Origin of the sequence: Streptomyces sp. NBC_01474, from assembly GCF_035918215.1 — a bacterium.
GTDB lineage: Bacteria > Actinomycetota > Actinomycetes > Streptomycetales > Streptomycetaceae > Streptomyces > Streptomyces aureus.
Genome location: NZ_CP109449.1, coordinates 7,319,858 through 7,345,442, shown reverse-complemented (window position 1 = coordinate 7,345,442; position 25,585 = coordinate 7,319,858). Strand labels below are relative to the sequence as shown.

Genomic DNA, 25,585 nt, shown 5'->3' with positions numbered 1-25,585 from the left:
CACTCATGGCGAACACCCCTTCCTTCTCCACCGCTTCCTCCATGACCGCCGCCCCCTCCCCCGCCGTCTCCGGCCGCCACCGGCTGCGCGCCGTCGACCGGGACGAGGTGGTCGACGTCGCGGACTTCCTGCCGCCGGGCGCGACCTGGCTGCCCGCTCCCCCGCACACCCTGCCCACGCTCCCCGGCCGGCCGCCGATGATCGGCTACCTGGTGCTCGTACCCGCGGACCAGCAGCCTCTGCTCCCGGTGCCCGACGAGCCCGGTCCCCGGCCCGAAGCCGCGTCGCAGAACAGCGGCGCCGGCGTCGGCGCCGACACTCTCGTCGGCATCGACGGCGTGCAGCGCACCGCGTCGGTCGACGGGCGCCAACTCGACCTGACGTACCTGGAGTTCGAGCTGCTCGCGCACCTCGTCGCGCATCCGCACCGGGTGCACACCCGCGACCAGCTCGTGACCACTGTGTGGGGCTACGGGCACGTGGGCGACGGACGGACGGTCGACGTCCATGTCGCGCGGCTGCGGCGCAAGCTCGGGGCCGAGCACCGTCAGGTGATCCAGACGGTGCGGCGGGTGGGGTACAAGTACGCCCCGCCGGCGACGCGGTGACCGGCGGGCGGTGCCCGGCGGGCGGGGTGCCGCCCTTTCGGCCTCCGGTCTCCCCGGCCGATTCGTTCTCCCACGAGCAGAAACCGATTCCCTGACGCACCGCGAGCGGGCAGAGTCACCGGCATGAGACTTCTGGTGCTCGGCGGTTCGGAATTCGTGGGGCGCGCCGTGGTGGAGGCCGCGGTCGCCCGGTCCTGGGACGTGACGGTGTTCCATCGCGGGCGGCACGCGGCGCCCGAAGGGGTGCGGTCCCTGCACGGGGACCGCACCGCGGACGGCGGGCTCGCCGCGCTCGCGCAGAGCGAGGGCGAGTGGGACGTCGTCGTCGACACCTGGGCCGCGGCGCCCCGTGTGGTCCGCGACTCCGCCCGGCTGCTCGCGGGGCGTGCGGGCCGCTACGTGTACGTGTCCAGCTCGTCCGTCTACGAGTGGGCGCCCCCGCCCGGCTACACCGAGGACGCCCCGGTAGTCGCCGGCGCCTCGCCCGACGCGGAGCAGACGGACTACGCGCGGGACAAGCGGGGCGGTGAACTCGCGGCGGTCGACGCGTTCGGCACGGACCGCTCCCTGCTGGTGCGGTGCGGTCTGATCCTCGGCCCGTACGAGAACATCGGCCGGCTCCCGTGGTGGCTGGCCCGGATGGCGCGGGGCGGCCCCGTACTCGCCCCCGGCCCCCGCGAACTGCCGCTCCAGTACATCGACGTGCGCGACCTCGCCACCTGGGTCCTCGACGCGGCGCAGGCCGGACTGAGCGGCCCGTACACCCTGATCAGCCCCTCCGGGCACACCACCATGGGAGGACTGCTCGACGCCTGCGCCCGGGTCACCGGGGGTGACGCCGACCTGCGCTGGACCGCTCCCGAGGTGATCACCGCGGCCGGGATCGAGCCGTGGATGCAGCTGCCGGTGTGGGTGCCTCCGGGCGGTGACATGCATGCCGCGCTGCACAGCGGTGACGTGGCGAAGGCGGTCGCGGCGGGGCTGCGGTGCCGGCCCGTCGAGGAGACCGTCGCCGACACCTGGGCCTGGCTGGAGTCCATCGGCGGGACGGCACCCCAGCGCCCGGACCGCCCGGTGCTCGGCCTCGACCCGGCGACGGAGGCCAAGGTACTGGGGACCTGAGGCCGGGGGCTGGGCCTGGGGGCTGGCGGTTCTCGGGGGTGGTGCCAGATACACCCTCGGACGGATGCTCGGCCCCATGCCCCGTACGGCCCCGGCCGGGGAGACTGGGGGCGTACGGGTCGGGCGGTGGACGGAGAGCGGGATGGACGCGTCGGGCAAGGGCGGCGGGCGGGCGCGCCGCGCACTGGTCGCCGGGGCGCGCGGCCTCGCGCTCGCCGTGGCGGGGTTCGCCGGGTCGCTCACCCTGTTCGTCCTGTCCGTCCTTTCGATCGTGTTCATCGTCCTGGGTGTCGGGGTGCTCACCACTCCGGCCGTGCTCTCCCTGGTCAGGTCCTGGGCGAACTGGCGGCGCGTCGTCGCCGCCGAGTGGTACGGGATCCGCATCCCGGCGGCGTACCGGCCCTCCCCCGCCGACGTGCGGACCGGGGTCGTGGGCCTGGCGGAGCGGTGCCGGCTGATGCTCGGGGACCCGGCGACCTGGCGCGACCTGCGGTGGCTCCTGGCCGACATGACGGCCGGTTTCGTGACCGCGCTCCTGCCGGCCGCGCTCATCGTCTATCCACTGGAGGGGTACGCCCTCGCCGCCGGTCTGTGGCGCGTCTTCACGGACGGCACGCACGTCGGCTGGTGGTACGGGTTCGTGCCCATCAGCGGTCAGGGCTCCGCGTTCCAGGCCGCCGGCCTCGCCAACGCGCTTCTCGTGGCCGGCTACTTCCTGGCCCCGGCCCTGCTGCGGGTCCACTTCCTCCTGACCCGCGCGGTCCTCACGCCCGAGTCGGGTGAACTGGCCGCCCGTGTCCAGGTGTTGACGCAGACGCGACGCGACGCGGTCGACACCTCGGCCGCGGAGCTGCGCCGCATCGAGCGCGACCTGCACGACGGCGCGCAGGCCCGCCTCGTCGCCATGGGCATGGACCTCGGCACGATCGAGGCGCTGGTCGAGAAGAACCCGCAGAAGGCCAAGGAGCTGCTCGCGCAGGCCCGGAGGTCCTCGGCCGAAGCCCTCACCGAGCTGCGTGACCTGGTCCGCGGCATCCATCCACCGGTCCTCGCCGAGCGCGGCCTCGGTGACGCGGTGAAGGCCCTCGCCCTGCGGCTGCCGGTCGCCACCGACGTCGACGTGGACCTGCCGGGCCGCGCCGATGCGCCCGTCGAGTCGGCGGCGTACTTCGCCGTCAGCGAGGTCCTCACGAACGCCGTCAAGCACTCGGGGGCCGACCGCGTCTGGGTCGACGTGCACCACACCGGCGCGGCGGGCATGCTGCGGATCGCCGTCACCGACAACGGGAAGGGCGGCGCGAGTATCGGGGCGGGGTCGGGACTGAGCGGGATCGAGCGCCGGCTCGGTACATTCGACGGCATCCTCGCCGTCAGCTCCCCCGCGGGCGGTCCGACCATGGTGACCATGGAGATTCCTTGCGCGTTGTCCTAGCCGAAGATCTCTTCCTGCTCCGCGACGGCCTGGTGCGGATGCTGGAGGCGTACGACTTCGAGGTCGTCGCGGCCGTCGAGAGCGGGCCCGAACTGACGAAGGCACTCGCCGAGTCGGAGCCCGACGTCGCCGTCGTCGACGTACGGCTGCCGCCCTCGCACACGGACGAGGGGCTGCAGTGCGCGCTCGCCGCGCGGCGGGCGCGGCCCGGGCTGCCGGTCCTCGTCCTGTCGCAGCACGTGGAGCAGCTGTACGCACGCGAGTTGCTCGCCGACGGGAACGGCGGGATCGGCTATCTGCTGAAGGACCGGGTTTTCGACGCGGACCAGTTCATCGACGCGGTGCGCCGGGTCGCCGCGGGCGGGACCGCGATGGACCCCCAGGTGATCCAGCAGCTCCTTTCACGGCGGGCCGCGGAGGCGCCGCTCGGCGGTCTGACACCGCGCGAGATGGAGGTTCTGGAACTCATGGCGCAGGGCCGGTCGAATGCGGCCATCGCGGGCCAACTCGTCGTCACGGAACGGGCGATCGCGAAACACACCTCCAATATCTTCCTGAAGCTGGGACTTCCGGTGTCGGACGACGACAACCGGCGCGTTCTCGCCGTCATCGCCTATCTGGATCAGGGCCGTTGAGAATCCGCCGGGAAATCACCGGCGCTCTCTTTGAACAAGGGCCCCTCGTGTTGCGTACGTAGCCCCATGGGACGCACATCACGAAAACGGCGCTCGTCACTCGCGACGCGCATGACGGTCGCGTCGGCCGCACTGCTCCTGGGTGGAGGAGGGCTGGTCGCGGTGAACGTCTACGCGTCCGCCCACGAGGAGAACCCGGCGCAGCGCGGCGACGGAGCGCAGCAGCAACAGCAGCAGGTCGCCACGATCGACTGCCCCGACGTGGGCAACGGGCTGTCCGACGTGCCGGACGCCGCGCGGTCGGAGGTCGACGGCGAACTGGCCACGATGGACAGCCAGATCACCGAGTCGTACCAGCGCCTCGCGGCCTCGCGGGACGCGGCGGCACGGGACCCCGACTTCGTGCAGAACAGCATTCTGCAGCCGTTGAAGGAGCGGCGTTCGACCCTCATCGACCGGATCGATCTGGAGATCAGCCGGGCGGGCGGTACGTCGCCCGAGGGCATGAAGGACCTCGCGGCCTGCACGGCCAGGTCGGCCGGCACCGACGGCAGCCCCCCGGCGGGCTCGGCCGCGCCGTCCGCCCCCGCGGACGGCGGTCAGCAGGACGGCGGTCGGCAAGGGGACGGCGGTCAGCAGGGCGACGGCCAGCAGGGTGACGGCGGTCAGCAGAACGGCAACGGCCCCGACGCCTCCGACTTCGTCGACATCAATTCCGTCCAGCCCAACGTCAAGACGCCGCGCAACCAGCGCGCCGCCTCCCGCGGCACGTTCACCACGAAATGCGGGCGCAACGAGAACGGCAAGTTCAATCCCGACAACGTCATCGTGGCGCCCGGCGTGAGCAATGGCGCGCACCACATGCACGACTACGTGGGAAATCAGGCGAACGACGCTTTCGCCAGTGACGACGATCTTGCGAATGGCGACACGAGCTGCCGCAATCAGGGCGACAAGTCGACCTATTACTGGCCTGTTCTGCGCCTCCAGAACGGAAAGGACGAGAACGACGCGCAGGCCGACGGCGGCGGCAAGGACCAGAATGTCGGCGAGATCCAGACCCCTGCCTCGGTCACGCTGAAGTTCGTCGGAAGTCCGGCCGGCAAGGTCGTCGCCATGCCGCGGTTCCTGCGCATCATCACAGGTGATGCCAAGGCCTTCACCAACGGCGACGCGAACGCGAACGCGTCCTGGAGCTGCACCGGCTTCGAGGACCGCCAGCTGAAGGACAAGTACCCGATCTGTCCCGAAGGCAGCAAGGTCGTGCGGTCGTTCAAGTTCCAGAGCTGCTGGGACGGGCGCAACACCGACAGCGCCAACCACCGGACGCACGTCGCCTTCGCCGACCCGGCCAGCGGGGCCTGCCCGCAGGGCTTCCAGGCGATCCCGCAGCTGCAGCAGCGCATCGTGTACGACGTCCCGCCCGGCCCCGGCTTCGCCGTCGACTCGTTCCCCGAGCAGCTGCACAAGCCCGTGACCGACCACGGCGACTTCATCAACGTCTTCGACGACGGCCTGATGAAGCGCGTCGCGAGCTGCATCAACCGGGGTCAGCGCTGTACCTGACGCCCTGACCCCCCGTCGACTGCTGCGCGGTCAGCTCGCGCGGTGACCGTAGTGCCCGGAGTGCCCGTCCTCCTCGAGACCCCCGCCACCGCTACTCCCCGAGTGGTGCGAGGAGGACTTCTCCACGGTCCCGCCGAGCCGACCGCGCAGCGTTGTGACCGCCTTGTCGCCGCCGACCGCGATCCAGCGGCGGCCGATCAGATACGTGCCGCCGTAGTCGTCGGCCTGGTCGAGCCACTCGGCCTGGCCGCGGTCGGTGGCGAAGGTCGCGAGGATGTAGCGGTCGGCGCCGTCGCCGCAGGTGGCCTGGCGCAGCTCGTCGGCGTCCGTCTGGATGTCGGGCCTGCATTTCGCCCTGGCCGCGAGCTGTTCCAGGCTGCCGGTCGCGGTCTTCGGCACGGTGTCCCCGTGCGATCCGCAGCCGGTCAGGACCGCCAGCGAGACCATCGCTCCCGTCACCCATATGCGCCGCATGCGTCGCGTCATTCCCATCGTTTCCTTCCGTCCCGTGCGGCGACACGAACTCGCCAGCTCCGTACACACCGTTGAGCGAGGGGGATCACAGGGTTACCGTGCGCCGCATCATCCGACGCAGGGGGCACACCTATGACCGCACCGTCGCGACGTTCCGTCCTCGGCACCGCCGGCGCCATCGGCCTGGGAGCCGCCGCGGGGTTCCCCGTCACGGCTCACGCCGCCGAGGGCCCCGCCTTCGATACGGCTCCCGCACGCTCCGCACTCAACAGACTGCTCCCCGGACACGCGGACCAGTTCAGCCTCGGACTCCTCTCTCCGCAGGGCGGCGACCGGTTCCGGGTCACGGGCACCCGCGGAAAGATCGCGGTGTCCGGTACGACACCGGCCGTGCTGCTCACGGGAGTTCACTGGTATCTCAAGTACGTCTGCGGAGCGCACATCGCGTGGAACGGCAGCCAGCTCGACCTGCCGAAGACGCTGCCGGCGCCGCCGCGCCCGCTGGAGAGATCCACCGCGCTCCCCCACCGGTTCGCGCTCAACGACACGAACGACGGCTACACCGCGCCGTACGCCGACTGGCCGTACTGGGAGCGGATGATCGACGTCCTCGCGCTGCACGGCTGCAACGAGGTCCTCGTCATCGCGGGCACGGAGGCCGTGTACGAGCGCGTCCTGAAGGACTTCGGGTACAGCGACGCGGAATCGCGCGCCTGGCTGCCGGCGCCCACGCACCAGCCGTGGTGGCTCCTGCAGAACCTGTCGGGGTACGGCGGACCGCTCTCGCCCGAACTCATCGCGAAGCGCGTGGAGCTGGGCCGGAAGATCACCGGCAGGCTGCGCGAGCTCGGCATGTCGCCCGTGTTCCCCGGCTACTACGGGCATGTCCCCCACGGCTTCGTGGCACGCAACGGCGGCGACGCGCACGTCGTGCCGCAGGGCACCTGGCACGGCTTCGACCGGCCCGACTGGCTCGACCCGCGCACCCGGTCCTTCGCCGACGTGGCCGCCTCGTTCTACGGGCATCAGCGGGACCTGTTCGGTGCGGCCGGGCACTTCAAGATGGACCTGCTGCACGAGGGCGGCACCGCCGGTGACGTGCCCGTGCCGGACGCGGCGCGCGGCGTGGAGAAGGCGCTCCAGAAGGCGCACCCTGGAGCCACGTGGGTGATTCTCGGCTGGGAGGCCAACCCGCTGCCCGCGCTGATCGACGCGATCGACAAGAAGCGCATGCTGATCGTCGACGGCGTCTCCGACCGCTTCACGACCGTCACCGACCGCGAGAAGGACTGGGGCGGCACGCCGTACGCGTTCGGCACGATCCCGAACTTCGGCGGGCGGACCACCATCGGCGCCCGCGCCCACATCTGGAACGAGAAGTTCTTCGCGTGGCGCGACAAGGCGGGCAGCGCGCTCACCGGCACGGCCTTCATGCCGGAGGGCACCGACCGCGACCCGGCGGCCTTCGAACTGTTCTCCGAACTCGCTTGGACCGGGAGCAAGATGGACCGGGCGGCCTGGTTCTCCGGGTACGCCGACTTCCGCTACGGCGGCCGGGACGCGGACGCGCGGGCCGCCTGGCGCGCCCTGCACGACACCGCGTACCAGCACAACGCGGTGGAGCGCAGCGACGCGCACGACTCGCTGTTCTGCGCCCGGCCCGACCTGGCCGCGAACCGGGCCGCCGAGTACGCGCCCCGCGCCCTCACCTACGATCCGGGGCGCTTCGACGCGGCCCTGAGCGGACTGCTCGGCGTGGCCGGCGGGCGGCGGAGCTCCGCCGCGTACAAGTACGACCTGGTGGACGTGGCGCGGCAGGCGCTCGCGCACCGCTCACGGCAGCTCCTGCCGCAGCTGCGGGCCGCCTACGCGCGAAAGGACCAGGCCGCGTTCCGGGCCCTGGCGACGCTGTGGCTGAAGCTGATGCGGCTGTCCGACGACGTGACCGGGACGCATCCGGCGTTCCTGCTCGGGCCGTGGATCGACGACGCGCGGCGGCTCGCGACGAGCGACGGCGAGCGCGCCGAGTTCGAGCGCACGGCGAAGGTGCTCATCACGGTGTGGGGCGACCGCGCCACCTCCGATCCGGGGAGCCTGCACGAGTACGCCAACCGTGAGTGGCACGGCCTGATGTCCGACTTCTACGTGCCCCGCTGGCAGAAGTGGCTGGACGCCCTGGAGGACGCGCTGGCCACCGGGTCGGCGCCCGCGGCCGTCGACTGGTTCGCGTTCGAGGAGCAGTGGACCCTGGAGCGCAAGGACTATCCGCTGCGGCCCATCGGGGACGCGTACAAGACGGCCGCGCGCGTGCGTGACGTGCTCGCGCGGGCGCCCTACCAGGGCTCGCTGACCGTCACCGCCCAGCCGGCCGCTTTCCCGCCCGGCGGCCACGCGCGGGTGGAGGCCGCCTTCCGCAACGTCAACGGGCTGCGGGCGACCGGCCGCGTGGACTTCACCCTGTCGGGCATCGACGCCGCGCCCGAGGGCCCCACGTCCCTGCCGAGCGTCGCGCCCGCGGGCACGAGCAGGGTCCGCTGGCAGGCGAGCGCCCCCGGCACGCCCCTGGACCGGCCGCTGCGTCCCCTGCCGTACGAGCTCTCCGTGCGGTACGGGCCGCAGGGCGAGGACCGGGTGACGTCGGTCCACGCGGGCACGCTCTTCGAGGCCGGGCCGCTCGGCGGCGCCTGGCGGACCGTCACCGACAATGCCGCCGTCTTCGGGCGGCTGGGCGACCGGTACGCGATCGACGGGGCCGGCGCCGACCTGTGGAAGGGGACCACGGAGTTCGGCTCGGCGTACCTCGAGGGCGGCTTCGCCGACGGGTCGTGGGCACAGGTGAAGGTGACCTCGCAGGCCGCCACGGGCGCGTGGGCGCGGGCGGGCCTCATCGTCCGCAACTCCCTGGCGACGCCGGGCTCCCCGGGTTTCCTGAACCTGTCCGTGACGCCGTCGAACGGGGTCGTGCTGTCGTACGACACGAACGGGGACGGCACGCTCGACACGTACCGGCGCATCACCGGGATCAAGGCGCCGGTGACGCTGAGGCTGACGCGGTCCGGCGGCTCGTGCACAGGTGAGTGCTCGACGGACGACGGGGCGACCTGGCGGACCGTGGCGAGCGTGGCGGTGCCGGGGGCGGCGGCGGCACAGGACGTGGGGCTCTTCATGACCGCGACGAACGGGGGCGGCGGGGCGCGCGGCACCGTGGAGTTCGACGGCTGGCGGCTCGGGTAGGGCTTGGCGCTGGGTCAGAATGGGCGGGACAAAAGCCGTGTATCCGGTCACGGCTGCGACCTCTGGAGTCCCGCCCATGCCCGCGATCCCCTCCACCACCGTCGCCAACCTCCGTGACCTCGGCGGGATCCCGCTGTCCGGCGGGCGCACCGTACGCCCGGGCCTCGCCCTGCGCGCCGGGCAGCTCGACCGGCTCGACCCGGCCGCCGATCCGGAGTTCGCCGCGCTCGGCATCCGCACGATCGTGGACTTCCGCACGAACGCCGAGCGCGCCTCCTACCCGGACCACGTCCCCGACGGCGTCCATGTCCTGGTCGCGGACGCGCTCGCCGACAAGATCGCCCAGACGGGGGCCGCGCCCGCCGTCGCGCAGCTCAAGCAGGTCCTGGCCGACCCGGCACTCGCCGACGAGAAGCTCGGCGGCGGGCGCGCCGAGGCGCTCTTCGCCGACACCTACCGCGCCCTCGTCGCGACGAAGTCCGCTCGGGCCGCCTACCGCACGCTCCTGACCGAACTGGCCGACCCCGACACGGGCCCGCTGCTCTTCCACTGCACCGCGGGCAAGGACCGCACCGGCTGGGCCGCGACGGTCGTCCTGACGCTCCTCGGCGCGGACGGGGCGGCCCTGGAGGCGGAGTACCTGTCGGTCAACTCGGCGGTACGGGAGGCCTTCGCGCCGCTCGTCGAGGGGTTCACCGCACAGGGCGGCGACCCGGAGATCGCACTCGCGCTGATCGGCGTACGGGCGTCGTACCTGCATGCCGCGCAGGACGAGGTGGTGGTGCGGTACGGGGACTTCGAGAGGTACGTGCGCGAGGGCCTCGAGGTGCCGGACGAGGCGGTGGAGCGGATCCGGCAGCGGCTGACGGCCGGGTGACGCGGGGCGCGGGTGGCTCGGGGTGGTCCCGGAGAAACCCCTGTGCCGCGTGGGCGCATCCGTGCCATGGTGACCCGATGAACAGCGAAGACTGGGAAGCGCGCCTGGCCGCGGCGTGGGCGGGCATCGACGGCTACGACGAGTCCACCGCGGGCGACTTCCGCGCCGTCATCGACGACCTCGTCGCCGAGCTGCCGGACGGCAGCCCGATCGGCCCGTTCGAGCGCGGCAGCGCCTTCGACTCGACCGGCCACTCGGACCGGGCCGTGCCGCTGTACCAGGAGGCCCTGAAGCTCGGCCTGTCCGGCTACCGGGGCCGCCGCGCGAAGATCCAGCTCTCCAGCTCCCTGCGCAACATCGGCCGGCCGGAGGAAGGCGTGGCGCTTCTCACGCCCGAACTCGACGCGCCCTCCGACGAGTTGGACGACGCCGTGCGCGCCACGCTGGCGTTGTGCCTGTCCAGCCTGGGCCGGGACCGCGAGGGCCTGTCGCTCGCGCTCGGCGCGCTGGCGCCCCATCTGCCCCGATACCAGAGGTCGATGGCGAATTACGCCCGCCTGCTGGTCGAACCGGAGCCGGAGCCGGGGTGACACCGTGAAGTGACCATCCGACGATTCGCTCGTTCAGATGAACGTGCAGTCGAAGGTGCAGTCACAGGATGTCGTCCCCCGTCCCGGTCCGGTCGTCGACGTGGAGCAGGCCGAGGCCGCTCTCGTCGAGCACTACCCGCGGCTCGTCCGGCTCGCCTATCTGGTGCTCCCGCCCAGTCTCGGCCGCAACCGCCGGGTGCTCACGGCACACTCCCTGACCCAGCGTGCCCTGCCGCGCGCGCGGACCTCGGCCGACGCCGCGGCCGTCCCGGCGCCCCGCACCGCCGAGGGGCGCAACGGCGATCCGGGTTACGGCTTCGTACGGCTCAGGGTCCTGCGCACCGCGCTCGACGCGGGCCGCCCGCTGCGGCGCATGGCCTGGCCGCGGCGCTCACAGCTGCCCCCACTGCTCCCTCAGGTGTGGGGCCTGCGACTCTTCCCGCGCTCGGGCGGTGCCGACGAACTGGCCCTGGACCAGGCGCTGTCCGCGCTCAGCGGCCCCGGCCGCGCCGCCTTCGTCCTGCGCGGTCTCGAACGGCTCGACGACAGGGCCGTACGGAACATGCTGGAAGCGGCCGGCGCCGAGGACCCGGACGCGGCGCTCGCCGAGGCGGACGGCGTGGCCGTGCCCGCGGGCAAGGACGCGCTCGCCCTGCTGGAGTCGACCGAGTTCGACCCGTGCTCGCTCCAGGCCAGGCCGCCGGACCTCATGCGGCGCAGACAGCATGTGAAGGCCGTGATCGCGGCCGCCGCGGCGACGCTGGTGTGCGGGGCGCTGCTCGGCCTGCCGGGCGGCGGCTGGGCCCCGGACGGGGCCGCGGCGCCCGCGTACGCGCAGAACCCGGCGGGGCTGGCCGCCCTGGATCCCGGCAGGTTGACGAAGGTCCCGGCCACGGCGTGGCAGACATCGGCCCGCACGGACTTCTCCGTCTGGCCCGCGCGCGGCTCCCTGACCGGCGACCGGCCGCTGCTGCGGCGCGCCCTCGCGGTGTGGGCCCGGCCCGGGGGCTCCGTCCAGGTCTCCGCGACACCGGGCACCCAGGCCGGCGCCCCACCCGGACCCCCTCAGCTGCTGTACGCGGGCGAGGTCGACCAGGCGCGGATCGTGCTCTTCTACGACGGGCTGCGCATCGTGCGGTACGCGGAGCCGAAGGACGGCACGAGCGGCGCCGCGCTCGACTTCGCGCGGGCGGACGGCGCCACGGGCCCGGAGGCGGGCGCCCTGGTCGTGGACCGGGCCGACGGCAACGTGCGCTATCTGACGGCGCCCTGGGTGCGCGGCGCCGCCGTGCGGAATCTGCTGAAACCGTCGGCGGCACCGATGCCGCTCGACCGCGCCCCCGACGGCGTGACGGCCCCGTTCGCCAGCCCGGCGCTCGCCCGCGACTGCACGTCCTGGAACGCTCTCGCGCTGCGGGACGACGCGGGCACGCGGCTCTCGACCGACCTCGGCGAGCTCGTGCCCGCGCATCTCACCGCGGGACGCCCCGGCGCGCCGCGCGAGGCGGTCGCGGCCGACTGGCAGCACTCGGCATGCTCCCTCACCTCCGTACGCTCGCACGGCGTGCGCACCGTCAACTCCTGGGCGTACGCCCGCCAGCAGCTCCCCGAGGGCAGCGGCGCGGCGGACTGGGCCTGCGCGCGGGCCGACACCTGGCGGGGCGGCGGGGCGCGGACGCTGGCCCTGTTCACGGCACCCGGCGGGACGACGGCGGCGGTCGCCGCGAAGTCGGAGGGGACCCCGGCCTGCGGCAGCCGGGACCCGCTGGTCCTCGCGGGCGTGCTGTGGAAGTCGCGGGGCGGCACCTGGTACGTGGTGGCCGCCGCGAGCAGGCAGGTCACGTCGATCGCGTCGTCGGGCGGCGCCCGCGCCACGGACAACGTCCTGGCCGCGCGCTCCCGGCAGGGAGCCAGGACGAAGCTGACCGGCCGCACGGCGACGGGCCGCGAGGTGGACGCCCTGCGCTGAACGCGCGGCGCCCCGGGTCACCCCTTGCTGACACGTCCGTAAAGAAAAGGGTGCACGAGGGCTGTACCCGCCCCCTACCCGTCAGTACATTGACGCCATGTCTAATACGCAGAGCCGGGCACCGCGGCCCGTCGCTGACGAGCGCGTCGCGCTCAAGGCACGCAGGGTCTCCTTCTCCTGGGACAGGACACCGCTGCACTGGATACCGGACGACCCGTTCACCACGCACACGATCAACGTGCTGCATCTCCTGCTGCCCGCCGGAGAGCGGTGGTTCGTGCACGTCTACAAGCAGGTCCTGCCGTACATCCGCGACGACCGGCTCCGCGAGGACGTGATCGGGTTCATCGGCCAGGAGGCCATGCACTCGCAGGCCCACGACGAGGTGCTGCCGCACCTCAAGGAGCAGGGGCTCGACCCGACCCCGTACACCGCTCAGGTCGACTGGTTCTTCGAGAAGCTGCTCGGTGACCGGACGCTGCCGCCGGGGCGGGCGCGCGAGTGGTGGCTGATGGAGCGGGTCGCGCTCATCGCCGCGATCGAGCACTACACGGCGTTCCTCGGCGACTGGGTGCTCAACGCGGACGAGCTGGACCGCAAGGGCGCGGACCCCACGATGCTGGACCTGCTGCGCTGGCACGGAGCGGAGGAGGTCGAGCACCGCTCGGTCGCCTTCGAGCTGTTCGAGCACGTCGACGGCGGATACCGGCGCCGGGTGCGGACCTGGGCGCTCGCGTTCTCGGCGCTGATGTTCCTGTGGCAGCGCGGGGCGCGCTTCTTCATGGAGAACGACCCCACGGTGCTCGACGGCAAGGCGTCGTTCAAGGAGTTCTACCAGGGCGGGAAGCGGGGCGTCCTGCCCTCCACGGGCGCCATGGTGAAGTCCATCCCGCGCTACCTCAGCCGCTCCTACCACCCCTCCCAGGAGGGCAGCACCGCGCAGGCGGTCGCCTATCTGGCCAGCTCCCCCGCCGCGAAGGCGGCGGAAGCCCGGACCCCGAACGGAGCCGTCTGACCATGCCCCGCCTCCGCACCCCCCGGCTGCGTACCGTCCTGCTCGTCACCGGCTCCGCGCTGCTCGCGCGCCGCGCCCTGCGCCGCCGCATCCAGGCGTCTCCGCTGTGGCCGATGCCCGCCCTCGAGGAGCCCGTCTCGGGGCGCCCGCGCGCGCGTGCCCTGCGGCTCCTCGTCACCCGGCACGAGTCCGTCGCCGACGGTGTCGTCCAACTGCGCCTGGAGGGTCAGGGCCTGCCCGCCTGGGAGCCGGGCGCGCATCTCGACCTCGTCCTGCCGTCGGGGCTGATCCGGCAGTACTCGCTGTGCGGCGACCCCGAGGACACCTCTTCGTACACCGTCGCGACGCGGCTCATCGCGGACGGCAGGGGCGGTTCGCGCGAGGTGCACGAGCAGCTCCAGGAGGGGTCGGAGATCGAGGTGCGCGGGCCGCGCAACCGCTTCCCCCTCGCCGCCGGCGCCCCCTCGTACGTGTTCGTCGCGGGCGGCATCGGCATCACGCCGATCCTGCCGATGCTGCGGGCCCTCGAAGCCCGGGGCGCCGACTGGCGGCTGCTGTACGCGGGCCGAACGCGCGCGTCGATGCCGTTCCTGGAGGAAGCGGAGAAGCTCGGCGGCGAACGGGGCAGGGTGAGCGTCGTCGCCGAGGACGAGGACGGGCGCCCCGATCTGGCCGGTCTGCTCGCGGATTCGGCGCCGGACACCGCGGTCTACTGCTGCGGGCCCGAGGGCCTGATGGAGGCGGTGGCCGCGGCGCTTCCCGGCCACTGCGAGCTGCATCTGGAACGGTTCGCGCCGCACACGTCGGTCGACGGGAACGGGCCGTTCGAGGTCGAACTGCGCCGCAGCGGCCGTACCGTCCCCGTACCCGCGGGCACTTCGGTGCTCGCGGCGGTGCGCGCCGAGGTGCCGAACGTGTCGTACTCCTGTGAGCAGGGGTTCTGCGGGACGTGCCAACAGCGGGTCCTGGAGGGCGAGATCGACCACAGGGACGAGCTGCTCACGGATTCGGAGCGTGACGACTCGATGCTGATCTGTGTATCCAGGGCGCGCGGTGAGCGCCTCGTGCTCGACCTGTGACCGGCTCGTGCGGACGTGCTCCGCACGAGGTCGGAATCGCTCGGTAGGGTGTTCGTATGACAACCGGGGTGCGCCGCAGGATGGGAGTCGAGGAGCGGCGGCAGCAGTTGATCGGGGTCGCACTCGAACTGTTCAGCCACCGCTCCCCCGACGACGTCTCCATCGACGAGATAGCCGCGGCCGCGGGCATTTCCCGGCCGCTGGTCTATCACTACTTCCCGGGCAAACTCAGCCTGTACGAGGCGGCGTTGAGGCGCGCGGCGGACGATCTCGCGCAGCGCTTCGAGGAGCCGCAGGACGGTCCGCTCGGGGCCCGGCTCATCCGGGTCATGGGACGGTTCTTCGACTTCGTGGACGAGCACGGACCCGGCTTCTCGGCACTGATGCGGGGCGGGCCCGCCGTCGGCTCGTCGACGACGAACGCGCTCATCGACTCGGTCCGGCAGGCCGCGTACGTCCAGATCCTCATGCACCTCGGCGTCACCGACCCGCCGCCCCGCCTCGAACTGGTGGTGCGGTCGTGGATCTCGCTCGCCGAGTCCACGGCCCTGATCTGGCTGGACGGGCGGCGCATCCCGCGCCGCGAGCTGGAGGCGCAGCTAGTGCACGACTTCGCGGCGCTCGCCGCGGTGAGCGCCGCGTACGACGAGGAGATGGCGGGTCTGCTGCGCCACATCCTGGCCGACGAGCCGGCCGACGGGACGTTCGGCGACCTCATCGGGCGCCTTGTCGCACTCGCGCCCGCTCCCGCCCCCTCGGGATCATGACTCCATGACGCCACGACTCTCGTTCCGCGGGGCATCCGACGGACCCGACGACCTCACCGCGCTCGTCGCCCTGTACGACGGGGCGGCGCGCTGGATGGTGGAGCAGGGCATCGACCAGTGGCGGCCCGGCGAGAAGACCGAGGACCACTTCCGCCTCCGGATCAAGGAGGGCGAGGTGTGGTTCGCCGACGACGCGCAGGGCGCCGGGGTCGGCGCGTACGAGCTGTGGTGGGACGACGAGCCCGCGTGGGGTGTCCGGCCGCCCGAGGCCGGCTATGTGCACCGCCTCATGGTGCGGCGCGGCGCCCCGGCCGGTACGGGCCGCGCCCTGCTCGCGCACGCCGAGGAGCGGGTCGCCGCCGCGGGCCGCGCCCTGTGCCGCCTGGACTGTGTGTCGACGAACCCCCGGCTGCGGGCCTACTACGAGCGCGCGGGCTACGCGGTCGTGGGTGAGCAGCCGTTCAAGTCGGGCGCGGGCGGCAGCACGTACGCGGTGACGCTCATGGAGAAGCGGGTCGGCTGACGTGAACGCCCGGCACGGCAGGGTCGGTCCCCCTGCCGTGCCGGGCGTCCGGCTTTCCTTCCGGTCAGCGCGTGAACACCGCCACCGTGCGCGCCGGGACCTTGAACGTTCCCGAACCGGCGTCGTACGAGGCGGACTTCACCACGGGATCGGCGCCCGCCGCCTGCACCGGGTGCAGCCGGTACGACGTGCCCGCAGCCGCGTCGACGCGCTGTTCCTGTGTCTTCGGTGTGGCGTTGAAGACGACGACGAGGTCACCGAGTCGCATGGTGATCACCCCGGGCGTCTCCTCCTTGCCGGAGAGCGGGAAGGACAGTTTCTCCTGCACCTGCCCGGCCGTCGCGAGGCCGAACGTCGGCTCCGTGGTGCGGATCTTCAGCAGGTCCCGGTACGCGGCGGACGTCCCTTCGATGTCCGCGCACTTCGCGGCGGGCACCGAGGTCAGCAGGGGCGTGGCGTAGGGCCACTTGTCCTTGTTGTCGGCGGCCGGAGGGAGTCCGCGCCCGAAGCCGTTGCCGTCGCGGCAGTCCCAGTGGATGGCGTTGAACCAGTCGCCGCTGTCGAAGGAGTTGCGGTCCAGGGACTTGGAGCGCAGCAGGTCGGTGCCGGCCTGGGAGAGCGCGGGGCCCTGCGAGAGCGCGGCCGTCGCGAGGGCGAGGACCTGCATGCGCGAGCGGTCCGCGGGGGCGGTGGAGGCGGGCAGTTTGTAGGTGAGCGCGTCGTAGAGCGACTCGTTGTCGTGGGCGTCGGCGTAGGCGAGGGCGTCGCCCGGCGCGTCGGCGTATCCGGCGGGTGCGCCGTTGTAGTCGACGTCCGCGCCCTTGACCGTGCGGCCGTCGCTGCCGGTGAAGGTGTAGGCGGCGAGGTTCCCCGTCAGGCCGACCTTGATCAGGTCCTGGTAGTGCAGGAGGCGGGCCTTCTGCTCGGCCTCGGTGCCGTTCGCCTTCGAGGAGTTGGGGTCGGTGTAGAGGCCGGAGGCGAAGCCCTGGACGCCGGGGTCGGCGTCGAAGGGGCTGCCACCGCGCACGGCGTCGCGGGCCCGGTCGGAGAAGGTGGCGATGCCGGTGCCCGCCATGTTCTTCTGCGTGGCCTGCACGAAGCGGGCGTCGTCGGCGACCTCGCCGAAGTTCCAGCCCTCCCCGTAGAGGATGATCTTCTTCCCGTCTACGCCGTCCTTCTCGACGGTGAGCGCGTCGAGGGCCTTCCTGACGGCGAGGATGTTGGCCTTGGGGTGGTGTCCCATCAAGTCGAAGCGGAAGCCGTCGACCTTGTACTCCTTGGCCCAGGTGACGATCGAGTCGACGACGAGCTTGCCCATCATCGCGTTCTCGGGCGCGGTGTTCGCGCAGCACGTGGAGGTGGCGACGGAGCCGTCGGCCAGGAGACGCTGGTAGTAGCCGGGCACGATGCGGTCGAGCACGGACGTCTTGGCCTGGCCGCTCGCGGCGGTGTGGTTGTAGACGACGTCCATGACGACGCGCAGGCCGTCCGCGTTCAGGGACCCGACCATCTTGCGGAACTCGACGGTGCGTGCGGTGCCGTCCGGGTCACTGGCGTAGGAGCCTTCGGGGACGGTGTAGTGGTACGGGTCGTAGCCCCAGTTGTAGGCGTCCTTGGCCGCGCTCTTGGCAACGCACTCCTGCTGCTGCTCCGAGGCCGCCCCGTACGAGGTCAGGTCACAGTCCGGGGTGGCCTGTCCGGACTTCTTCTCGGGGATCGTGGCGATGTCGAACGCGGGCAGGAGGTGCACGTACGACGTGCCGGCCTTCGCGAGCTCGCGCAGGTGCCGGCTGCCCTTGCTGTCCTTGTCGGTGAACGCGAGGTAGGTGCCGGGGTGCTTGGCGGTGCGGTCCTCGACGGAGAAGTCGCGGATGTGGAGTTCCTGGATCTGCGCGTCGCGCAGCGGCACGGCCTTCGGCTTCTTCAGCGCCGACCAGCCTGACGGGGCGAGGTTCCTCGCGTCGAGGTCGACGACGAGGCTGCGCTCCGAGTCGGCGGTGAGGGCGGTGGAGTACGGGTCGGTGACCTTGTTCGTGACGACCTTCTGGACGCTGGGCGCCCACACCTTCACGGCGTAGCGGTACTGCTTGCCCTGCCAGGAGCGCGGGCCCTTCACGGACCAGACGCCGGTCGCGCCGTCGCGGCGCATGGCGACGGTGTGCCCGTCGAGGTCGAGGGCGACGGACTGGGCGGTGGGCGCCCAGACGGACAGGGTGACCCCGCCCTTGGTGAAGACGGGTCCGAGTGACGCCTTGCCGGCCTTCTGCGCGTACAGGTCGTCGAGAACTCCCGCCGTCTGTACGCCCGTCGCGGTGACGAGCGCGCCGTTGGCGATGCGGCGGGTGAGGATCAGCTGGCTCTTCAGGGCGTCGCCGACCCGGTCACGGTCGCGGGGGTCGACGGTGTAGGCGTCGTACTTCTTCAGCTGCGGGAAGCGGGCGAGCTGGGCGTCGGTGAGCCCGCCGGCGGCCTTGTTCAGGCGCAGCCACTGCCCCTCGCTGCTGAGCGCTCCGTCCTTCACGGTGATGCCGCCGTCCTGGGCGTAGACGAGCTGGGCGGACAGGGCCGCGGTACCGTCCGACGGCAGGGCGACCGTGTCGCGGTCGATCCACTGCGCCTCGGACTTCGCGAGGTCGAGGTCGGGCGCTCCGCCGGTCTGCGGCAGGACGGGGCGGGGCTGTCCGGCGAGGAGCCAGACCTCGTTGCCGTTGGCGGCGATGTCGAGGGACTGGTCGGTGGGCAGGTCCTTCTCGTCGCCCTTGTGGAGGATGTAGCTCAGTGATGTCGCGCCGTCGGCGAGCGGCACCTCGAAGGTGACGCCGTACGCGTCCTTCTTGACAGGCTCCAGGGGCTTGGACCAGTCGGTGGGGTTCTTGGCGCCGGTCCAGGTGTGCAGCCCCCAGCCGTCGTAGTCGCCGTCGGCGCGCTGGTAGTGCAGGACGGCCTTGGTCTTGTCCTGCGGCGGGTAGGTGCCGTCGGGGGCGGTCGTGGCCTGGCCGTCCTTGCCCTGCTCGACCCAGACCTCGCCGGTCGCGCCGAGGTCGACGGTGCGCTGCGGGCCGTCGGCGGTGCCGTTCTTCTCGACGGTGTACGTGAGGCTGCCGGAGCCGGCGTCCTTGTCGAGCTTCACCCAGGCGAAGGCGCCGTACGCGTCACGGCCGGTGAAGTCCCCTGTTCCGGACGGCGACTTGAGCTGCCAGCCGTCATAGTCGCCGTCGGTCCGCTTGTAGTGCACGACGGCGTAGGCGCGGTCGACGGCGCTGGGCTTCGCGGGCGCGGGCGCCTGCCCCGCCGTCGTCGCGGCGAGGTCGCTGGCGGTGCGTCCGACACGGTCGACCACAACTGCCTTGTACCGCAGAGGTGTTCCGGCGGCCACCGTGTCGGGGATGTGCTGGGTGATCCGGTACGGCGCGTGGTCGACGGAGCCGAGGGTGTGCCAGGCGCCGTTGCCGGTCTGGGCGGCGAAGACGACGCGGCCCAGCTGTCCGCCGTCGGTGTCGGCCTGGAGGGTCACGGTGCCGGTGGCCCCGGCGGCGGGGGCGTGGAGGGCGACCGAGGGCTTGGCGGCGGGGGCGGGCAGCGGCTTGGCGGCCTTGTAGACGACGGCGGACCCGGCCGGCACGGTGACGGTGACGTCCTTGTCGGAGCCGCTGGTCACGGGCTTGTCGGTGCCGTAGAGGCCGTCGAAGCGAGTGCCGGCCGAGCCGGTCGCGAAGGTGGCGTCCTTGGCCTCGGCGGCGTTGTTGAGCGCCACGACGTACTCGGTGCCGGTCTTCGCGTCCGTGCGCGAGAACGCGTACACGGAGCCCTTGGCGTAGCGCTCGGTCTGGACGCCGTCGGCCAGGGCCGGGTTGTCCTTGCGGAGCTTTCCGAGAGCGGCGATCTCCTTGTAGAGCGGCGCGCTCGTGTCGTAGGAGTCCTCGGCGTGGGTGCGGTTGGTGCCCAGTTCGTCGTCGTCGAGGTAGTCGTCGACCTTGGACGCGAACATGGTCTGCCGCGCGTCCTTGTCGCCGCCGGAGCCGGTGAAGCCCTGCTCGTCGCCGTAGTAGACGACGGGGTTGCCGCGCGACAGGAACATCACGGCGTTGGCGAGCTTGTCGCGCCGCACGAGTTCGGCGTCGGACGCCTTCGCGTCGTCGGCCTTGAGGAAGGACCCGATGCGGCCCATGTCGTGGTTGCCGAGAAACGTGACCTGCTCGTACGCGTTCGCCTTGCCGGAGGCGTACTTGTAGTCGTCGGCGAAGACCTCGGCGAGCCGGTCGGCGGAGGCGCCCTGGGAGGCGTAGGCGCGGGCCGCGTCCTGGAAGGGGAAGTCGAGGGTCGCGTCGAGGCGGCCGCGGGTGACGTACGGGGACGTGACGTCGGTGTCGGCGGAGTACACCTCGCCGAACATGAAGAAGTCGGGCCTGCCGTGCTTCTTCGCGTACGCGTCGAGGGCGGTGGCCCACTGGGTCCAGAAGTCCAGGTCGACGTGTTTGACGGTGTCGATGCGGAACCCGTCGATGTCGAAGTCCCGCACCCAGCGTTCGTAGATCTTCTCCATGCCGGAGACGACCTCGGGCCGTTCGGTCCACAGGTCGTCGAGCCCGCCGAAGTCGCCGTACTCGGCGCTCTCCCCGGCGAAGGTGGAGTCACCCCGGTTGTGGTACATCGCGGGGTCGTTGAGCCAGGCGGGCACCTTCTGCCCGGTGTTCTTCGGGGTGTACGGGAACGAGTCGGCGTCGACCTTGCGCACGCCGTCCCGGTCGTCGAAGGGGCGGCCCTGGGTGTCGAGGTAGGGGTAGGCGCCCTTGGGGCGGTAGCCGTACTCCTTCTCGGCGTAGTCGACGGTGTCGGCGGTGTGGTTGGTGATGACGTCGAAGAAGACCTTCATGCCCTTGGCGTGGGCGCGGGCGATCAGCTTCGTGAGGTCCGCGTTGGTGCCGAAGTGCGGGTCGACCTGTGTGAAGTCGGTGATCCAGTAGCCGTGGTACCCGGCGGAGGCGTCCTTGCCCTCGCCCTGGACGGGCCGGTTCTTGAAGATCGGGGCGAGCCAGATGGAGGTGGTGCCGAGGCCCTTGATGTAGTCGAGCCGCTCGGTCAGGCCCTTGAGGTCGCCGCCCTGGTAGAAGCCCTTGTCGGTGGGGTCGTAGCCGGTGGCCGAGCGTGAACCGGTCAGCCCGCCACGGTCGTTGGAGGTGTCGCCGTTCGCGAAGCGGTCCGGCATGACGAAGTAGAACTGCTCGCGGGTGAGGTCGTGCCGCGCGGGCGCGGCGGCGAGCCGGGCGTCGGACGGGGGCGCGGGCGGCTTCTGGGCGGCCGCCGCCAGGGGCAGGGCCGGGGCCAGGGCCGCGCACAGGGCGACGGCGAGGACGGCCGCTGTTCTTCGCGGCAGGGTGGGGCGTATCACGGGAACTCCTCGACGGGAGGGCGGCGGGAGGGACTCAGGGGTGCGCGGACAGGGCCGCCCGGCGCGAGCGGGGAGGACGCGCCGGGCAGCCGGAACGGGGGTTACCGGGAAAGGGGCGGGGTCGGGATCCGGGTCAGCAGCCGGACTTGCCGGCGTACAGCGCGAGGGCCGTGTTCGACCCGAGCGTCGCCGTGAACTGGCCCGAACTGTTCACGCTCACCGCCTTGTTGCTCTGCACATCGCAGTACGTGCCCGCGGCGAGCGACGTCTGGTAGGTGCGGGTGAGCGCGGAGGGCTCGTGGTTGATCGCGACGTAGCCCTTGGCGCCGCGGCCGAAGGCGATCGCGTCGGCGCCGTCGTCCCACCAGTCGGTGACGGACTGGCCGCGGGTGGCGTTGCGGAAGGCGACCATGGACTGGATCTCGGGCCAGGCGTGCTGGCACTTCCAGCCGTCCTGCCAGCAGGCGTTCACCGTGCCGCCGTTGGGCGGTCCGGCGTCCTTGTCGGTCCATTCGTAGCCGGAGTTGATGTCCGGCGATCCGTAGGGCCAGGCCAGCATGAAGACGTTCGCCAGGGTGTAGTCGGCGCCGTCCTTGTAGTTGAGGGTGTCGCCGCCGCGCTCGGTGTCGTGGTTGTCGACGAAGACGGCGGACTGCCCGGAGGCCATGTAGCCCCAGCCCTCGCCGTAGTTCTTGAGGTAGGCGAGGTTCTCGTTCTGGAAGACGCGCTTGAGGTCGCGGGCGTAGCGGAACTCCTGGACGTCGCCGGTGCCGAGGTACTCGCTGGGCGAGACCGCCTCACCGGCGCCGTAGATCGCCTCCTGCTTCCAGTAGGCGTTCGGATTGCTGAGCCGCGACTTGATGTTGGCGAGGTCGGCGGCCGCGATGTGCTTGGCGGCGTCGATCCGGAACCCGTCGACGCCGAGCGAGAGGAGGTCGTTCATGTACGTGGCGATGCGGCCGCGCACGTACTCCTCGCCGGTGTCGAGGTCGGCGAGGCCGACGAGCTCGCATTCCTGGACGTTGAAGCGGTCCTGGTAGTTGCTGATCTGCGCGGTGCAGTTGTCCATGTCGGCGGCCGAGTAGGTGCCGGGGTAGTCGTACTTGGAGTACGCGGAGCCGCCGGTACCGGTGCCCGATCCGGCCGCCATGTGGTTGATCACGGTGTCGGCGACGACCTTGACGCCGGCCGCGTGACAGGTGTCGACCATGTTCTTGAAGGCCGTACGGTCCCCGAGCCGGCCCGCGATCTTGTAGCTCACGGGCTGGTACGAGGTCCACCACTGGGAGCCCTGGATGTGCTCCTGGGGCGGCGAGACCTGGACGTATCCGTAGCCCGCGGGGCCGAGCCGGGCGGTGCACTCCTTCGCCACCGAGTCGAACCGCCACTCGAAGAGAACGGCGGTGACGTCCTTGGTGCCGGGCGGGGCCGCCTGGGCGGTCCCGGCGGATCCGGCGGCCCCTATGAGGGTGCCGGCCGCGAGGGCGAGCGCGGCCGCCCGCGATCTGATAGCCATGTTTCCTCCTGCACGTCGCTGTGCCGATGAGGTGTCCCTGCCAATCGCAGGGGGCTGTGGGGGGATGCCCTCCCCAGCCGCGCGGGGGCCGGGGAGGGCGGTTCAGAACGTCAGACGGTCCACCACACGGTCGTGTCGGCGGGAACGACCGCGTGACCGTCACCGTGCTCGATGTCGTCGGCGGCCGAGCTGGTCAGCAGGACCCGGCCCGACACGGCCACGCGCACCGCGGCGCCCGTCGTGTTCGCGACGCACACGAACGCCTCGCCGTCGCCGCGCGGCTCCCGCCGGAACGCGAGCACGCCCTCGGGCGCCGCCAGCCACTCGACGGAGTCGCCCGCGCCGAGCGAGGGGTGCGCGCGCCGCACGGCCAGCGCCGAGCGGTACATCTCCAGGGTCGAGCCGGGCACCCCGGTCTGCGCCTCCACGCTCAGCGCGCCCCAGCCCACGGGCTGCGGCAGCCACGAACCGCCCGCCCCGAAGCCGTACGAGGGCCCGTCGACGGTCCACGGGATCGGCACCCGGCATCCGTCGCGGAAGCCGTCCTGCCCGGCCGCGCGGAAGAACGACGGGTCCTGGCGCACCTCGTCGGGCAGGTCGACGACGTCGGGCAGGCCGAGCTCCTCGCCCTGGTAGACGTACGCGGAGCCGGGCAGCGCGAGCATGAGCAGGGTCGCGGCACGGGCGCGGCGCAGGCCGAGCGCCGGCTCCGCGGCGACGCGCTGCTGGGTCCCGAGGCCGGGCGGGTTGGCGTAGCGCGTGGTGTGCCGGGTGACGTCGTGGTTGGACAGGACCCAGGTGGCGGGGGCACCGACGGGACGCATCGAGTCGAGCGAGCGGTCGATGATGTCGCGCAGCTCCGTCGCGTCCCAATAGGAGGACAGATACTGGAAGTTGAAGGCCTGGTGCAGCTCGTCGGGGCGCACGTAGTGCGCGGTGCGCTCGACGGTCGGGGTCCACGCCTCTGCGACGAAGATCCGCTCACCGGCGTACTCGTCGAGGATCAGGCGCCATGCGCGGTAGATGTCGTGCACGCCGTCCTGGTCGAAGAACGGCATGACGTCGTTGCCGAGCAGCTTCAGCTGCTCGTGCGCGCCCAGGTCCGGCAGGCCCTCGGCCTTGACGAGGCCGTGCGCGACGTCGATGCGGAAGCCGTCGACGCCCATGTCGAGCCAGAACCGCAGGATGGAGCGGAACTCGTCACCGACGGCGGGGTGTTCCCAGTTGAGGTCGGGCTGCTCGGGCGCGAAGAGGTGGAGGTACCACTCACCGTCGGCGACGCGCGTCCAGGCGGGGCCGCCGAAGATGGACTCCCAGTCGTTGGGCGGCAGTTCGCCGTTCGCGCCCTTGCCCGCCCGGAAGTGGTAGCGCTCGCGCAGCGGCGATCCGGGTCCTTCGGCGAGGGCCCGCTTGAACCACTCGTGCTGGTCGGACGAGTGGTTGGGCACGAGGTCGACGATGACGCGCAGGTCGAGTCCGTGCGCGTCGCGGATCACGGCGTCCGCGTCGAGGAGGGAGCCGAACATCGGGTCCACGGCACGGTAGTCGGCGACGTCGTAGCCGGCGTCCGCCTGCGGGGACGCGTAGAACGGGCTGAGCCACACGGCGTCCACGCCGAGGTCTCTGAGGTGCGGGAGCCGGGCGCGGATGCCTTCGAGGTCCCCCATGCCGTCGGCGTTGCTGTCGGCGAAGCTGCGCGGATAGACCTGGTAGATCACCGCGTCGCGCCACCAGCCGGTGGACGCCTGCGCGGGAACGGAGGTCGAGGCGGAGGCCGCGCCGGCCTGCGCCGTGTCGGCAGTGTGCTGACTCATGGTGTCCTTGCTGCGTCAGGGGTTTGCGTGCGTGCGGGAGGCGGGCGGAGCGGCCGGGCTCAGCCCTTGGTGCCGCCCGCCGTGAGGCCGGTGACCAGGTTCCTCTGGACAAGGTAGAAGAACGCGGACACCGGAATGGCGATCAACACCGCAGTCGCCGCCATGTAGTTCCACTGCGCGTCGTGCTCGCTGACGAAGCTGCGCAGGCCCACGGCGAAGGTGTACTTCTCGTCGTCGAGCATGAACGTGGAGGCGAAGGCGACCTCGCCGAACGCGGTGATGAAGCTGTAGAACGCGGCCACCGCGAGGCCCGGCTTGGCCAGCGGGACGATGAGGCGGGCGAACGTACCGAAGGGCGAGAGCCCGTCGATGCGGCCGGCCTCGTCGATCTCGTACGGGATGGTGTCGAAGTAGCCCTTGAGGAGCCACGCGCAGTACGGCACCGCGGTCGAGCAGTACACGAGGATGAGCCCGCCGTACGTGTCGATCAGGCCGAGGTCGCCGAGGATCTCGTACATCGGCACGATCAGGACGGCGATCGGGAACGCCTGCGTGAGCAGCAGGATCCACATCAGCTTGCGGTGGCCGGGGAAGCGCATGCGCGAGACGGCGTAGCCGGTGGTGGCGGCGAACAGGACGCCGACGACCGTCGTGCCCAGGGACACGATCAGCGTGGACTCGAGCCACTTGAAGAAGTTGGTGTGCTCCAGGACGAACGAGTAGTTCGAGAGGGTCGCCTTGTCGAGGATGCGCCCGGGGTGGAGGTAGTCGTCCTTGTCCGGGCCGAGCGACAGATAGACCAGCCAGGCGATCGGGAACAGGGCTGTCAGGCTCGCGACGCTCAGCACGCCGTGCGACAGGAACGTCGCGAGGCGGCTGCGTTCGCCGCGGCGGCGCGCCCGGCGCGGGCGGACGGCTTCGGTGACCGGCTGCGCGCCGGCCGCCGGGGTGTCGACGGTCGTGGTGCTCATGGAG

The 25,585-nt window shown here is 71.9% G+C and carries 18 protein-coding genes; 13 read left to right on the top strand and 5 right to left on the bottom strand.

The features are described 5' to 3' along the window. Positions 1–5: 5 nt before the first annotated feature. The 5 genes from OG758_RS33440 (at position 6) to OG758_RS33420 (ending at position 5,363) form a co-directional block, all read left to right on the top strand. On the top strand, positions 6–608 hold the full coding sequence (locus OG758_RS33440; RefSeq protein ID WP_326713332.1) for a winged helix-turn-helix domain-containing protein: 603 nt from the start codon (positions 6–8) through the stop codon (positions 606–608). 123 nt (positions 609–731) lie between these two features. Then, the gene (locus OG758_RS33435; protein ID WP_326713331.1) at positions 732–1,730 is read left to right on the top strand and encodes an NAD-dependent epimerase/dehydratase family protein; all 999 of its coding nucleotides are present in this window, start codon (positions 732–734) and stop codon (positions 1,728–1,730) included. A gap of 142 nt (positions 1,731–1,872) precedes the next feature. After that, the gene (locus OG758_RS33430; RefSeq protein WP_326716121.1) at positions 1,873–3,162 is read left to right on the top strand and encodes a sensor histidine kinase; all 1,290 of its coding nucleotides are present in this window, start codon (positions 1,873–1,875) and stop codon (positions 3,160–3,162) included. After that, the gene (locus OG758_RS33425) at positions 3,147–3,797 is read left to right on the top strand and encodes a response regulator transcription factor (RefSeq protein ID WP_326713330.1); all 651 of its coding nucleotides are present in this window, start codon (positions 3,147–3,149) and stop codon (positions 3,795–3,797) included. The genes OG758_RS33430 and OG758_RS33425 overlap by 16 nt, the downstream gene beginning before the upstream one ends. Positions 3,798–3,863: 66 nt before the next feature. Further along, positions 3,864–5,363 carry a DUF1996 domain-containing protein gene (locus OG758_RS33420; protein ID WP_326713329.1) on the top strand — a complete coding sequence of 500 codons (1,500 nt, stop codon included), beginning with the start codon at positions 3,864–3,866 and terminating at the stop codon, positions 5,361–5,363. Positions 5,364–5,393: 30 nt separating this feature from the next. On the opposite strand, the gene OG758_RS33415 is transcribed toward OG758_RS33420, so the two are convergent. Beyond that, positions 5,394–5,855, bottom strand: coding sequence for a hypothetical protein (locus OG758_RS33415; RefSeq protein ID WP_326713328.1), 462 nt, complete (start codon positions 5,853–5,855; stop codon positions 5,394–5,396). 114 nt (positions 5,856–5,969) lie between these two features. On the opposite strand from OG758_RS33415, the gene OG758_RS33410 reads away from it, so the two are divergent. From OG758_RS33410 to OG758_RS33375, 8 genes are all read left to right on the top strand, one after another. Then, positions 5,970–9,071, top strand: coding sequence for an alpha-N-acetylglucosaminidase (locus tag OG758_RS33410; protein WP_326713327.1), 3,102 nt, complete (start codon positions 5,970–5,972; stop codon positions 9,069–9,071). Positions 9,072–9,147: 76 nt separating this feature from the next. Beyond that, positions 9,148–9,948 carry a tyrosine-protein phosphatase gene (locus OG758_RS33405; RefSeq protein ID WP_326713326.1) on the top strand — a complete coding sequence of 267 codons (801 nt, stop codon included), beginning with the start codon at positions 9,148–9,150 and terminating at the stop codon, positions 9,946–9,948. Between the two features lie 77 nt (positions 9,949–10,025). Further along, positions 10,026–10,538, top strand: coding sequence for a tetratricopeptide repeat protein (locus OG758_RS33400; protein ID WP_326713325.1), 513 nt, complete (start codon positions 10,026–10,028; stop codon positions 10,536–10,538). Between the two features lie 37 nt (positions 10,539–10,575). Then, positions 10,576–12,507 carry a hypothetical protein gene (locus tag OG758_RS33395; protein ID WP_326713324.1) on the top strand — a complete coding sequence of 644 codons (1,932 nt, stop codon included), beginning with the start codon at positions 10,576–10,578 and terminating at the stop codon, positions 12,505–12,507. Between the two features lie 97 nt (positions 12,508–12,604). Continuing rightward, positions 12,605–13,522, top strand: coding sequence for a metal-dependent hydrolase (locus tag OG758_RS33390; protein WP_326713323.1), 918 nt, complete (start codon positions 12,605–12,607; stop codon positions 13,520–13,522). A 2-nt stretch (positions 13,523–13,524) separates the two neighbouring features. Next, positions 13,525–14,601: a PDR/VanB family oxidoreductase gene (locus OG758_RS33385; protein WP_326713322.1), complete on the top strand. Its 1,077-nt coding sequence runs from the start codon at positions 13,525–13,527 to the stop codon at positions 14,599–14,601. Positions 14,602–14,657: 56 nt separating this feature from the next. Next, on the top strand, positions 14,658–15,368 hold the full coding sequence (locus OG758_RS33380; RefSeq protein ID WP_326713321.1) for a TetR/AcrR family transcriptional regulator: 711 nt from the start codon (positions 14,658–14,660) through the stop codon (positions 15,366–15,368). A 4-nt stretch (positions 15,369–15,372) separates the two neighbouring features. Further along, a complete protein-coding gene (locus tag OG758_RS33375; RefSeq protein WP_326713320.1) occupies positions 15,373–15,891 on the top strand; it encodes a GNAT family N-acetyltransferase in 519 nt (172 codons plus the stop codon). Between the two features lie 64 nt (positions 15,892–15,955). Here the strand turns inward: OG758_RS33375 and pulA are convergent, their stop codons facing one another. The 4 genes from pulA to OG758_RS33355 form a co-directional block, all read right to left on the bottom strand. Beyond that, positions 15,956–21,280 carry a pullulanase-type alpha-1,6-glucosidase gene (pulA, locus tag OG758_RS33370; protein WP_326713319.1) on the bottom strand — a complete coding sequence of 1,775 codons (5,325 nt, stop codon included), beginning with the start codon at positions 21,278–21,280 and terminating at the stop codon, positions 15,956–15,958. Between the two features lie 133 nt (positions 21,281–21,413). Beyond that, positions 21,414–22,796, bottom strand: coding sequence for an alpha-amylase (locus tag OG758_RS33365; RefSeq protein WP_326713318.1), 1,383 nt, complete (start codon positions 22,794–22,796; stop codon positions 21,414–21,416). Positions 22,797–22,906: 110 nt separating this feature from the next. Further along, positions 22,907–24,610 carry a glycoside hydrolase family 13 protein gene (locus tag OG758_RS33360; RefSeq protein WP_326713317.1) on the bottom strand — a complete coding sequence of 568 codons (1,704 nt, stop codon included), beginning with the start codon at positions 24,608–24,610 and terminating at the stop codon, positions 22,907–22,909. 59 nt (positions 24,611–24,669) lie between these two features. Continuing rightward, positions 24,670–25,581 carry a sugar ABC transporter permease gene (locus tag OG758_RS33355; RefSeq protein WP_326713316.1) on the bottom strand — a complete coding sequence of 304 codons (912 nt, stop codon included), beginning with the start codon at positions 25,579–25,581 and terminating at the stop codon, positions 24,670–24,672. Between the last annotated feature and the right edge of the window lie 4 nt (positions 25,582–25,585).